This is a genomic window from Flavobacterium sp. 120, from assembly GCF_003633605.1.
Taxonomy (GTDB): Bacteria; Bacteroidota; Bacteroidia; order Flavobacteriales; family Flavobacteriaceae; genus Flavobacterium; species Flavobacterium algoritolerans.
Window position 1 is genome coordinate 3,534,259 of the sequence record NZ_RBKZ01000001.1, and the last position, 12,990, is coordinate 3,547,248.

The window sequence follows — 12,990 nt, forward strand, 5'->3', positions numbered from 1 at the left end:
TCTTTTATTTGTACGATACAAAAAACATAAAAACAGGCACAATGTTACAATGGAAAATTAAGGCGTTTGACGCACTAACTGTTCACGAACTATATGATTTATTACAATTAAGAAGTGAGATCTTTGTAGTGGAGCAAAATTGCGTTTATCTTGATCTTGACGGGAAAGATAAAGTAGCATTACATCTTATTGGCGAATTTGAAGGTAAAATAGTAGCTCATTCCAGATTATTCAAACCCGGAATCAGTTTTGATAATGCTTCTATCGGAAGAGTAACTGTTGATGCTAATTATCGTGACAGAAAATGGGGACATGACTTAATGCGAGAATCAATTGCAGGAATCGCTTTGCATTTTGGCGAAAGCAAAATCACTATTGGAGCGCAGTTGTATCTAAAAAAATTCTACGAAAACCACGGATTTGTGCAAACCAGCGAAATGTATCTGGAAGATGATATTCCGCATATTGAGATGAAAAGAGAATAATTAAATTTTCACAATAAGGAATTCGACTCTTCGGTCTAACGCTTCTCCTAAACCTGTAGGGAATTTGTTTCCACATCCTATATATTTCATTCTAAGGCTGTTTATACCTTTAGACATGAGGTATTTGTATACGCTTTTGGCCCGATTCAAAGAAAGTTTTCTTTCGCGGCTGTCTTTGTCTATGGCGTCATCGTAATAGTTTGGAGTACAACATACGTGTCCTTTAATTTCGAATTGTAAGTTTTTCTGTTTTTGTAAAATTTTTGAAATTTTGTCTAATTCCAATTTAGATTGTGCGGTTAATTTGCTGCTTCCCAAAGGAAATAGAATATTGTCTAAGTAGACTCGGTCACCAACTTTGTGGTTGTCCTGAAAGGAGTTATAAATTCCTTTTCCAAAACTGTTTTTCTTTACAAGGAGTAAATCAACACGTCTGTTTTTGGAACGGGTTTCATTTAAATTTTCAAAAGCATCAGTTGTTAAAATCACCCGGCCTTTCCCCTCGATAATAACAATTTTGTTTTTATTAAAACCATTGGAAGTCAGGATATCTTGAACAGTTTTCACTCTGTTGTCTGATAATTTATAATTGTAATCATTATCGCCTCTATCGTCACAATAGCCATAAATCTGTATGGATTCGACTTTTGTAGTATCGACTCTTTTTATAAAATTGACTATAGTTTGTATTTGGTCGGTATAAAGATTGTATTTATCAAATTCAAAATATACGGTTTCTGAGGTTTTAATTTGAGCGGATAAATAACTGAAAAAAAGCAAAAAGAGTAGACTAAATAAGTTCTTCATTATATTTTTAAAATAGTCTTATACTCTGAGTTGTTGTTTAAAATGCTCACTGCTTTCTTAATTTCTGAATTGTTTTTGATGTAATATTGATACAATCCTTCTTGGTATTGATAGCGTTTAATGATTTCATCCAAAATCAGATTTTTAATTTCTTTTTGGTTTTTATCCAATAAAGCATTCTCACTTTTTTGAAGCGCAGTAAGCAGTTGTTGGTATTCTGTAAGGATGGATTCCTCTATTTTTTCTTTTTTGGCTACAGCCAAAGTGTTTTTCAAAGCGAGTTCAGTTTCAGTGTCAAAAGAGAATTTTTGCACTTTTAAAAACTGTTTGAAATCCAAGAAATCAGCATCGGTAACGGTAGGAATGCGGTTTCCTAAATCGGGATTTTTATAATAATAACTAGTTACGTAATTAAAAATCCCGTCATTTTTTATCAAAGCATCCGTTATTGGACTTGATTTTGCTTCTTCCAGTTCCACATCGGGCTGAATACCGCCACCATCATAAACGGTTCTTCCTTTTCGGGTTTTAAAAGCATTGTAGTTTTTCTCTTCGGTCTTTATGGCTTTGCCATTTGTATCTTTTCGGGTGTAATCCAAAGCTTGAATGCATCTTCCTGACGGCGTGTAATAGCGCGAAATGGTTACTTTTAGTTGTGTTCCGAAGGTCAAATCCACCGGTCTTTGAACTAATCCTTTCCCAAAACTACGGCTTCCTACCACCACAGCACGATCCAAATCCTGCAAAGCGCCAGCCACAATTTCTGATGCCGAAGCACTTCTGCCGTTCACAATAATAATCAAAGGAATTTCAGTGTCTACAGGATCTTTGGTTGTTTTATAGGTGCTGTTGTGTTTTTCTATTTTTGATTTTGTAGTAACAATAATCTCGTTTTTTGGAACAAATAAATTACAGATATTCACCGCTTCATTCAAAAGTCCTCCCGGATTATCTCTCAAATCCAGTATAATTCGTTCCGCACCGTCTTTTTTTAATTGTTCCAAGGCTTCTTTGGTTTCGAATGACGCTTTTTTATTAAAATGTGACAATACAATATATCCGGTTTTGTCGTCTATTTTTGCAAAAAAGGGAACCGATTTGATTTCGACTTCGTCAAGGACAATTTGAGTGGTGCTCATTTTTCCTTGTCGGATGTATTTGATGTCGATTTTAGTGTTTTTCGCACCTTTAAAAAGCTGTGAAGCATCTTCTTTGAAATCAGATAATAATACATCGCCTATTTGAGTAATTTCGTCACCCGCTTTAAGACCCGCTTTATCCGCAGGGAAGTTTTTATAGGCTTCCTTGACGATTAATTTATCTTCTTTTCGAGTCAATAAAGCGCCTATTCCAGTATATTCTCCAGTGTTGTTTATCTTGAACCTCACCACATCCTGTTCGTTGAAATAAACGGTGTATGGGTCTAAATTAGCTAACATTCCTTTGATGGCTTTATCCATTAAGTCACCAGGATTCGTTTCATCGACATAATTTCGGTTCAATTCCTTGAAAAGGGTCGTGAATATCTCGATTTGCTTGGCGATTTCAAAAAAATCGTCTTTGAAACTAGCACCAATAAACAGAAATGCCGAAGCGACAACGGGGATTATGAATTTTTTTTTGAAGAAGTTCATAGGTTTAATTAACTAAATTTGAGGCCACTAAAATAAGAATAAATCACCAAATAATTAGGTAGGACTAAATCTAAACGCAACTTTGTTCAATTAGAATATATCAAATGTTTAAATTTCAGAAATAGAATCGCTTTCTGACTCTGGTTTTTTAATATTTTGAGCAATAAACTTCTCAAACAATTGAATGGTTTTGGTATTAATTTCCTCGTACGTCAATCGGTCCTTCGTTTGATAAAAAAACATAAATGAGTACGGTTGGTCCAGATTATCAATCAATAAGTGTTTGTTCAGGCGATAGGTTTCGCGCAACACACGCTTGAAATAATTGCGGTCTACGGCTTTCTTAAAATTCTTTTTTGAAACCGAAACGCCCATTTTTATTTTTTCACCCGTCCCGAAGTTTCGGGATTCGGGATTACCAAAAGAACCTGCTTTATACACCAATCGCAACGGATATTTAGATACTGATTTCCCTTCGGTAAACAATAATCCAATGGTTATTTTACTTTTTAGCTTTTCGTTTTTTGGGTAAGTGAAGTTCATTTTAATAGAAAAAAGACATAGATTTTAACATGCAAAGTTACGATTAAACGTTGAGCCTGTATATTGTTTCGGATTTAAATACCGCTAAAAATATATTTCTTACTTTTGTGGCAAATTTTTAAAGCATGCAAAAACTAATTTCGTATCCCATTTCCGTAATTTATTATTTATGTTTCGGTCTTACATTGGTTATTTTTCATCCAATTCAGTGGGTTTGCTTCAATGTTTTTGGTTATCAAGCCCATAAAAAAAGTGTCGACTATTTGAATTTTTTCTTATTGCGATGCACGAATCTTTTGGGAACAACGTACAAATTTGAAAACATAGAAAGCATTCCAAAAAATGTTCCTCTGATTTTTGTGTCTAATCATCAAAGTATGTATGATATTATTGCTATGATTTGGTTTTTCCGCCGATTTCATTGTAAATTTGTCAGTAAGAAAGAATTAGGAAAAGGCATCCCAAGTGTATCGTTTAATTTACGTCATGGAGGCTCTGTTCTTATCGATCGTAAAGATCCCAAACAAGCCATTCCGGCCATCAAAGGATTGTCTGAATATATTGAAAAAAACAACCGTTCTGCAGTTATTTTTCCGGAAGGAACACGAAGCAAGACGGGTAAGCCAAAAGAGTTTGCACAAAGCGGGTTGAAAATTTTATGTAAGTATGCGCCCTCGGCATACGTAGTTCCAGTAAGCATAAACAATTCTTGGAAAATAGTTAAATACGGGTTTTTCCCTTTAGGTTTAGGAAATCGCCTTACCTTTGTAGTACATAAACCGTTAGCGGTTAAAGATTATGATTTTGCTGAGTTGATGGAGAAAACAGAAGCAGCAGTTGTTCAAGGAATAAAAATTTAATTTATATATAATGTCAATAAAAAACATTCGATTAGAAGTAATGCAGTTTTTGGAAAAAAACGTAGACAGCTTTGTCGATCAGTATCTAATTCCAGTGGAAAAAATATGGCAACCAACAGATTTTTTGCCTAATTCCCAAAGTGATACTTTTTTTGATGAGGTCAAAGAATTACGTGAAATTGCAAAAGAATTACCTTATGATTTCTGGGTGACTTTAGTAGGTGATACCATTACTGAGGAAGCTTTACCAACTTACGAATCCTGGTTAATGGACGTAGATGGAATTGATAATGTAGAGCGTAACGGTTGGTCTAAATGGATCAGACAATGGACTGGAGAGGAAAATCGTCATGGTGATTTACTGAACAAATACTTGTATTTATCAGGTCGTGTGAACATGCGTGAAGTAGAAATGACTACGCAACACTTGATCAACGACGGTTTTGATATTGGAACCGGAAGAGATCCATACAAAAACTTTGTGTACACCAGTTTTCAAGAATTAGCAACCTATGTTTCTCACAACAGAGTGGCGCAGATGGCTAAGAAATATGGGGATAACAAATTGTCTAAAATGTGTAAAATGATTGCTGGTGACGAGATGCGTCATCATCATGCGTACAGCGAATTTGTAAACCGTATTTTTCAAGTTGATCCAAGTGAAATGATGCTTGCGTTTCAATACATGATGAAAGCAAAAATCGTTATGCCAGCGCATTTCTTGAGAGAATCCGGTGAAAAAATCAGTACTGCATTCGAACAGTTTTCTGATTCGGCACAACGTATTGGTGTTTACACTGCAGCAGATTATGTAGATATCATGCAAAAATTAATTGACAAATGGGAAATTGACAAAATTTCCGGTTTGACTGATGAAGCAGAAAAAGCCCGTGATTACTTGATGAAATTACCGGCAAGAATGGCAAAAATTTCAGAAAGATTAGTTATTCCACAAGAATCACACATCTTCAAATGGGTCGAGCCAGCTTTAGTAAGATAGATTTTTGAGTTCTAAATAAAGAATAAAAATGTTGGATTTTGAAGTTGGAGAACTTTGAAATTCAACATTTTTTTTAAAATAAAATAAACAATGATAAACCCTGATTTAATAAGCAAAACGATTCTTTTTGTAAAAGAAAAACTAGAAAATGCCGAAGGCGGACACGACTGGTTCCATATCGAAAGAGTGTTTAAAAATGCTGTTCTGATTTCAAAAAATGAAGTTTGTGATGCCACTGTTGTAAAACTTGGGTCTTTGCTTCATGATGTTGCCGACAGTAAGTTTCATGATGGTGATGAAACCGTTGGACCAAGAATAGCGCGTGAATTTTTAGAATCAGAAAATGTTGATGAAGAAATTATCACGCATGTGGTAAATATCATTGAAAACATCTCATACAAAGGCGGTAATTTCGAAAAGAAATTCTCATCCATAGAATTGGATGTGGTGCAGGATGCAGATCGTTTAGACGCGATTGGCGCCATTGGAATTGCCAGAACGTTCAATTATGGCGGATTTAAAAATAGAGCGCTTTACGACCCTAAAATCGTTCCAAATTCCAGTATGACAAAGGAAGAATACAAGAAGAATGATTCTCCAACGCTCAATCATTTTTACGAAAAGTTATTGCTTTTGAAAGACAAGATGAATACCGAGGCCGGAAAACAAATTGCACAAGAAAGGCACCGTTACATGGAAGGATTTCTGGCGCAGTTTTATGCGGAATGGGAAGGGGAAAAGTAAGTAAGCAGTGTTCAGTTTTTAGTATTCAGTTTGTTGACGTTGAAATTGTACCGCTGTACTCCAAAAAAAATCGATTTCAGTCTTGTTTTACACATAAACCATGAACTGATCACTAAATTCTGTTAACTGACCACTAATTTTAAATTCCTTTTTCTTTCATTTCCAGAATCACATCTGAAGCGTTTTTAAAAGTGGGTGCTTGCTCAATAATACTTCCCACTCTTTTTTTATTGAGTTTAAAGGTGATGTCATTTTCTGTTGTAAACAACAAAGCGGTCAAAAACGGGTTATTCATATACGGAGCCAATATAATAAAGGCTTCGTCAAGCGAATGGAAACTTTCTATTTCTTCGGTTTTGTAACGCGCCGTAACCGAAAGACTGAATACGTCATTCTCCAGTAAAACGGGACGCACATAAATATTTTTCAGTTCCGTATCACCAATGGTTTTGGCAAGTGTTAGTTTGGCGTACGTATGGTTTTCGATACTTTCTTTTACCTTTTCCCAGAAAAGTACAAATACAGGTTGGAAGGACATAAGTTTGATTTTAGATGGTGTTATATTCCGAAACGGGTCTGTAAAATTAAGTGTTGTAAGCCAAACAATCTCTTTTTAAGGAAAGATTATTTTAAAGGATAATCACTTATAAACTAAAAAGAGAACCACTGTGGCTCTCTTTTGTTATTATTTCCCAGTAAACACTGCTTTTCTTTTCTCTAAAAAGGCGGTTGTTCCTTCTTTAAAATCTTCGGTTCCAAAACATTTTCCAAAGGCTTTTATTTCGGCTTCATAGCCATTTTTTCCTTCTTTGAAATTAGCATTGACTGCTTTTATGGCTTTGCCAATGGCGTAAGGAGAATTCTTGATTATTTTGTTTGCAAGGTTCACGCAGTAGTCTAAAAGTTCAGCTTCAGGAACAACGTGATTCACTAGTCCGGTTCTGTATGCGTCTTGTGCCGTTACCATTCCTGCGGTCATAATCATTTCCATTGCACGTCCTTTTCCTATCAATTGTGGCAAACGTTGTGTTCCTCCGTAACCCGGAATTACACCCAGTGAAACTTCAGGCAATCCCATTTTTGCATTTTCCGAAGCGATTCTAAAATGACACGCCATCGCCAGTTCTAATCCGCCACCCAATGCAAAACCATTGACCGCTGCAATTACCGGAGTTTTTAAATTCTCTATAAAATCAAATAATTTCTCTTGTCCTTCTGCCGCCAATTGCGTTCCTTCTTCAATCGAAAAATTAGCAAATTCAGAAATATCAGCTCCGGCCACAAACGCTTTTTCACCACTTCCAGTTAGAATAATAGCACGAATTTCATCATTTTTCCCTAATGTTTTGAAGGCTTTGTTCAAATCAGAAATGGTTGCAACATTCAAAGCGTTTAGTTTTGTAGGACGATTAATAGTAATCGTTGCGATGTTGTTTTCAGTTGCAATTAAAATGTTTTCGTAATTCATAATTGTAATTTTAAGAGTTAATTATTGGGAGTGAAACAATAAAAGTAGTTCCTTTTCCAAATTCAGTTTCAAAGGTAATCGTTCCTTTATAATTTTCGATAATGTTTTTTATAATACCGAGACCAAGACCCATTCCGCTGCTTTTGGTGGTGAATTTTGGTTCGAATATACGGTCGATGTCCTTGGGCTGAATGCCAATTCCGTTATCGGCAACAGTAATTAAAACGTTGTTTTGTTCTTTTTTTACCGATACGACAATAGACTTATTTTCCTGCTGTTCCGGAATGGACTGAATGGCATTCTTTGCTAAATTTGTGATGATTCGAATGAGTTGTGTTCGGTCAATTTTCGAAATAATTTCGGGAGAATCACTTTGGAATTGAATGTATTCTTCGTTGAAAATATCCATGGCAAGTTCTACTACTTCTACCACGTTTAAGGTTTCATTTTGTTGTGCCGGCATCGATGCAAAGTTAGAAAAAGCCGAAGCCACCGCGCTCATTGTATCAATTTGCTGGATTAAAGTTTCGGAGTAGTCATTCATTTTCTGCTTTACATTGGGATCAGTCGGGTCAAATTTTCGCTGAAAACTCTGCACTGTTAGTCGCATTGGCGTAAGCGGATTCTTGATTTCATGCGCCACCTGTTTCGCCATTTCGCGCCAAGCTTCTTCACGTTCGCTTTGCGCTAGTTTGATGGCACTTTTCTCGAGTTCATCCACCATTCCGTTGTACGCTTTTATCAAAAGATTAATCTCTTTGCTGCTGGCTTCCAAAACAATTTTCTCGTTTTTTTGATTCAAACTCGTTTCGCTTAACTTATCTGAGATTGTTTTCAACGATTTAGTGATGTACGAAGAAAGGAAATAGGCCAATGCAAACGCGACAATAAGCATAAAGGAATACACTTGTCCCAGGCGGATTAGAAAGCTTTTTAATTCGTTTTCATAGTAACCGTCGTCTTCTACGTATGGAAGATTTAAGATTCCCAACGGTTTGAATTTATCGTCTTTGATTTGACTGAAAGCAGAGCGGTTCTTTTTGCCATCAATAGTTTTAATGTCCACGTATCTTTTTTCAATCGAAGAGCGAACCAGTTTTAAAATGTATTTGGGAATTGGCGGAGCGACTTTATCTACAGAAAATGATTCTTTGGAGGATTTTAGCAATTTTCCGTCTAAACTGTAAATGTTAATTTCAATACTGTGAATTTGTGCCAGTTCGTGAATTTTATCTTTAAAAATCAAACCTAAATTCTCCGTTGTCAAAGGATATGTAGTGGTCGAAAGCACATAATTTATATGTTCTTTTATTGCATCTTCTTTTCGTTCTAAGCGCTCTTGGTGGTATTCTTTGGCTTCGTTTTTAAACTGAATAATAGAAATAGAAGCTAACAAAACGGACGCCATGATTATCAATACAATCATCGAAAGGAAAATCCTGATTCGTAACGAAAGCATTGATATTTTGAAGCTTTTAAACATATTAAGATTGATTTCTTTCTCTGATTTTTTTATAAAATTTAAATCCAAGCATAATTAAAATGGAAAAGAGAAAGATTCCAATTACACCATAAATCCAGTTGACTGCATTTTTTAAAATTACTAAAAAAACCACTGCAAAAAGGATAATCGTTGCGCCTTCGTTCCACAATCTCATGAAATTTGTGGAATATTTCACTTCGTCATTTTGCAATTGCTTGAATATTTGATGGCATTTTGCATGGTATAAATACAACACAAATACAAAGCCAAGTTTTACATGCATCCAAGGCATTTTTAACCAAGCTTGTCCTAAATCTGTAAAAAACAGCATCCAAAAAGCAAAAATACTGGCTAAAACTGCTGATGGCCAAGTGATAATGTACCACAAGCGATAGGTCATTATTTTGTATTGTTTTTGCAATATTTCTTTTTCTGGCGAAGGTTTTTGCGCTGCTTCAATTTGATAAACGAATAAGCGAACAATGTAAAATAATCCTGCAAACCATGTGATTACAAAGATGAGGTGCAGGGATTTAAGGTAATTATAGTATTCCATCGTTAGTTTGAATCAGTTTTGTGTTCATTTCTTTTTTTAGAAAATAGCCAGTTAGTAGCGTTGATAAAATATCAGCAATCGGGAATGCAATCCACACTCCAAAAATACCTAAAAAATTTGGTAGAATCAGCACTAACGGAATCAGGAAAAACCCTTGTTTGCTTAAGGTCAAAAGCAATGCTTTTTTTGCCTTTCCCGCAGCTTGAAAATAAGCCGCACCAATAAGTTGTACCGCTATGATTGGCGAAGCCGCAAAAACCCAGCGCAACGCTTCTGGAGTTTGGGTAATCACGAGTGGATCTGTAGTAAAAATAGCGACTATAGGTTTGGCAAAAATTAGAATAATCACAAAAATAACGGAGGCTAAAAAAGCAGCGTATTTTATTGAAAGCAGCACACTTTCTTTCACTCTTTCATAATTTCCCGCACCGTAATTGAATCCGGCAATTGGCAGAAATCCTTGCGTAATTCCCAGAATTGGAAACAAAGCAAACATCAACATTCGGCTGATAATTCCATATATAGCAACGGAATGTTCGCCACCATATGTGTACAAAGTATGATTCAGGATTATGGCTAAAATACTCACGACTCCTTGTCTTGAAAAAGTCACAAAACTCAATTCGGTTATTTCCTTTACAATAGGAATGTTGAATTTAAAATGTCTGGCTTTTAGTTGTAGTTCACTTTTAAAATAAAAAAACCAAAACACAAATAGAAAGCACGTGAAATAGGATATGGCTGTAGCCAAAGCAGCGCCAAACATTCCTAAATTCAGGTATTTTATAAAAATAATGTCTAGTAAAATGTTTATAAATGCAGGGATTATCATGGCGACCATTGCAAACTTTGCTTTGCCTTCGGCACGAATCACGTTGTTTCCCATCATACAAAGTGCCAAAAACGGAACGCTTATAATTATAGGTATAAAAAATTCTTTGGCGGGTTCCATTATGGCTCCTTTCGCACCAAAAAGCATCAGCATTTCGTCGCTGAAAAAAAGACCAAATAGCACAAAAACAGATGCCAATAAAAAAGTCATCATGGTTTGGTTCCCAAATGTATGCAATGCTTTTTCCTTATGATTGGCTCCTAATGCTCTGGAAAGTACAGAGCCTCCGCCCACACCAATCGCCATTCCTAAAGAAGAAATCAAAAAGGTGATGGGCAAAACTACGGTTACCGCCGCAATGGCCAAAGAACCAATCCATTGCCCAACAAAAATGGTGTCAATTAAAATATTAACCGACATGAATAAAATTCCAATAGAAGACGGAACGGCTTGTTTTATCAAGAGTTTTTTGATGTCCTGAGTTCCTAACTCATCGGCGGTAACAGCCATTTAAGCGTTTATTTTTTCAGAGTCAGCTTTAACTGATGAAGAAGTGTTGGACCAATTTGAAATCCAATTGCTTACTGTTTTGCACCAATCGTCGCTGTCGTTCAAACATGGAATTGCTAAAAATTCTTCACCACCATGAGCTTTGAATTCATGATTGGCTTCCATGGCAATTTCTTCCAAAGTCTCCAAGCAATCGGATACGAACGCAGGTGTTACGACGGCAAGTTTTTTAATTCCTTTTTCGGGCATTTTGTTCACTTCAACATCCGTGTAGGGTGTCAACCATTTGTCTCCCGCTAATCGCGATTGAAAGGTCTGGCTGTATTTTCCTTCTGGGATTCCCAATAATTTTACCACTTGTTTTGTGGTTTCGTAACATTGGTGACGGTAGCAAAATTCATGTGCCGGCGAAGGCGTGTTGCAACAAGAACCGTCTATTTTACAATGGGATTTGGTAATATCTGTCTTGCGAATGTGACGCTCTGGAATTCCGTGGTAAGAGAATAATAAATGATCGTAATCAAAACCCTCTAAATGACCTTTGATAGAATCAGCCAGATTTTTTAAGTAATCAGGTTTGTTATAAAATGCAGGAACAATGGTAAATTTCATTTCCGGAAAGTGCTTTTTACGCAATTCTTCGGCTAGTTCTAATATTGTAGTTGTAGATGCCATTGCATGTTGTGGATACAATGGAAAAAGCAGTACTTCATTCACACCTTTATCATGCAATTCTTGTAAACCGGACAATAAAGATGGATTTCCATAACGCATCGCTAAGGAAACGGGAACATCAACTAATTGCTTTACTTTGGCGTGCATTCTTTTGGAAATAACGACAAGTGGAGAACCTTCGTCCCACCATATTTTTGCGTAAGCAGCAGCCGATTTTTTAGGTCTTGTTTGTAAAATTATCCCACGAACTAATAATGCTCGCAACAAAAACGGAACGTCAATTACGTATTTGTCCATTAAAAATTCATCTAAATATGGTTTTACATCTTTTGGAGTTGGACTTTCCGGAGAACCTAAATTAACTAATAATACACCTTTCATGTTATCTTTTTTTGTTGGCACAAAAGTAAATAAACTTACTTTTTTATAAATTGCGATTAACTATTTTTTATTTATTGTTTAATATAAGAAATCAATTGGTTACTGCATATTTGGGTTGATTGACATCAAATATTTCTTTGGCGTGGTGGCAAATTTCTTCTTGAACGCCGCTATGAAATGACTTCCGGTGCTGTATCCAATTTTCAATCCTACTTCGTTTACATTGTAAGAGCCGCTGTCGAGTAATTTTCGGGCAAAATCCATTTTGTAGTCAAATAGAAATCCATAAACGGTATCGCCATAAATTTGTTTGAAACCCATTTTTAGTTTCTTTAGATTCAAACCTATTTCATCCGCTAATTCCTGTAATCCTGGCGGTTCGGCCATGTTGGCAATGATGATTTCTTTGGCTTTTCTTATCTTCATTACATTGTCCTCATCAATTAAAAACGGACATTGTTCTGCATTTGGATCTTCGGTTCGATTGAAATACAAACTCAATAATTCGTATCCTTTCCCTTTGTAATAGAGGTTTTTTATAGACGGGTGTAAGCTGTAATGGAATAGTTGCGACAAAACAATTGCCATCGATGGACTGATATTTCCTTCGTTATAATATTTTTTGTCCTTATTATCAGCACTCAAAAAAGTAATATAATCGGCTTCTGTAGAAAACAAAGCATGAAATTTTTTGATGGAAATAATCACGGAAATCACCCAAGAATTTGGTGCTAATTCCAAATTTAAAGGCAACTCTTTTTGTGGATTGTACAAAAGCAATGATTTTTCCTCTTTCAGTTCCAAAGCATAATTACCTTGGTTAAAAATAAATTTGGCTTTTCCTTTGATTCCAAAGTGAAACTGAATCAGTCCGCTATCTACTTCGCGTTGTGCATTAAAGGCATCAACACTGTCATTTTGAAAGCGAATGAGCGTAAAATCATCCTCAATTTTTATAATTTCCTGAGAACCCATAGCGATATTTTTTTAATATGAAAATGATATTTATCAG

General features: G+C 35.7%; 14 protein-coding genes. 4 read left to right on the forward strand and 10 right to left on the reverse strand.

What is annotated here, in order from left to right; genetic code table 11:
* Window positions 1–41 precede the first annotated feature (41 nt).
* Window positions 42–485, forward strand: coding sequence for a GNAT family N-acetyltransferase (locus tag C8C87_RS15145; protein ID WP_121343162.1), 444 nt, complete (start codon window positions 42–44; stop codon window positions 483–485).
* Here C8C87_RS15145 and C8C87_RS15150 read toward each other — a convergent pair whose 3' ends face one another.
* The 3 genes from C8C87_RS15150 to C8C87_RS15160 all read right to left on the reverse strand — a co-directional run bounded on the left by C8C87_RS15150 (window position 486) and on the right by C8C87_RS15160 (window position 3,469).
* Window positions 486–1,292 carry an OmpA family protein gene (locus tag C8C87_RS15150; protein ID WP_121343163.1) on the reverse strand — a complete coding sequence of 269 codons (807 nt, stop codon included), beginning with the start codon at window positions 1,290–1,292 and terminating at the stop codon, window positions 486–488. It lies immediately after the preceding gene.
* Entirely contained in the window at window positions 1,292–2,926 is a 1,635-nt protein-coding gene (locus C8C87_RS15155) for a S41 family peptidase (RefSeq protein ID WP_121343164.1), read from the reverse strand. The genes C8C87_RS15150 and C8C87_RS15155 overlap by 1 nt, the downstream gene beginning before the upstream one ends.
* 108 nt (window positions 2,927–3,034) lie before the next feature.
* On the reverse strand, window positions 3,035–3,469 hold the full coding sequence (locus C8C87_RS15160) for a ribonuclease P protein component (protein ID WP_121343165.1): 435 nt from the start codon (window positions 3,467–3,469) through the stop codon (window positions 3,035–3,037).
* Window positions 3,470–3,594: 125 nt separating this feature from the next.
* On the opposite strand from C8C87_RS15160, the gene C8C87_RS15165 reads away from it, so the two are divergent.
* The 3 genes from C8C87_RS15165 (at window position 3,595) to C8C87_RS15175 (ending at window position 6,073) form a co-directional block, all read left to right on the forward strand.
* A complete protein-coding gene (locus C8C87_RS15165; protein ID WP_099713915.1) occupies window positions 3,595–4,329 on the forward strand; it encodes a 1-acyl-sn-glycerol-3-phosphate acyltransferase in 735 nt (244 codons plus the stop codon).
* A gap of 10 nt (window positions 4,330–4,339) precedes the next feature.
* Window positions 4,340–5,329, forward strand: coding sequence for an acyl-ACP desaturase (locus tag C8C87_RS15170; protein ID WP_099713914.1), 990 nt, complete (start codon window positions 4,340–4,342; stop codon window positions 5,327–5,329).
* A 90-nt stretch (window positions 5,330–5,419) separates the two neighbouring features.
* Window positions 5,420–6,073, forward strand: a complete 654-nt coding sequence (locus C8C87_RS15175) for an HD domain-containing protein (RefSeq protein ID WP_121343166.1) — start codon at window positions 5,420–5,422, stop codon at window positions 6,071–6,073.
* 139 nt (window positions 6,074–6,212) lie between these two features.
* Here C8C87_RS15175 and C8C87_RS15180 read toward each other — a convergent pair whose 3' ends face one another.
* The 7 genes from C8C87_RS15180 to C8C87_RS15210 form a co-directional block, all read right to left on the reverse strand.
* Window positions 6,213–6,611, reverse strand: a complete 399-nt coding sequence (locus C8C87_RS15180; protein ID WP_099713912.1) for a hypothetical protein — start codon at window positions 6,609–6,611, stop codon at window positions 6,213–6,215.
* 147 nt (window positions 6,612–6,758) lie between these two features.
* Window positions 6,759–7,541, reverse strand: coding sequence for an enoyl-CoA hydratase/isomerase family protein (locus C8C87_RS15185; protein WP_099713911.1), 783 nt, complete (start codon window positions 7,539–7,541; stop codon window positions 6,759–6,761).
* Window positions 7,542–7,551: 10 nt separating this feature from the next.
* The gene (locus C8C87_RS15190; RefSeq protein WP_369869831.1) at window positions 7,552–9,024 is read right to left on the reverse strand and encodes a PAS domain-containing sensor histidine kinase; all 1,473 of its coding nucleotides are present in this window, start codon (window positions 9,022–9,024) and stop codon (window positions 7,552–7,554) included.
* Window position 9,025: 1 nt separating this feature from the next.
* Window positions 9,026–9,580 carry a CopD family protein gene (locus C8C87_RS15195; RefSeq protein ID WP_121343167.1) on the reverse strand — a complete coding sequence of 185 codons (555 nt, stop codon included), beginning with the start codon at window positions 9,578–9,580 and terminating at the stop codon, window positions 9,026–9,028.
* A complete protein-coding gene (locus C8C87_RS15200) occupies window positions 9,567–10,922 on the reverse strand; it encodes an MATE family efflux transporter (protein WP_121343168.1) in 1,356 nt (451 codons plus the stop codon). Before C8C87_RS15200 ends, C8C87_RS15195 begins: the two co-directional genes overlap by 14 nt.
* The gene (gene hemH / locus C8C87_RS15205) at window positions 10,923–11,978 is read right to left on the reverse strand and encodes a ferrochelatase (RefSeq protein WP_121343169.1); all 1,056 of its coding nucleotides are present in this window, start codon (window positions 11,976–11,978) and stop codon (window positions 10,923–10,925) included.
* A gap of 99 nt (window positions 11,979–12,077) precedes the next feature.
* On the reverse strand, window positions 12,078–12,953 hold the full coding sequence (locus C8C87_RS15210) for an AraC family transcriptional regulator (RefSeq protein WP_099713906.1): 876 nt from the start codon (window positions 12,951–12,953) through the stop codon (window positions 12,078–12,080).
* Window positions 12,954–12,990: the final 37 nt, after the last annotated feature.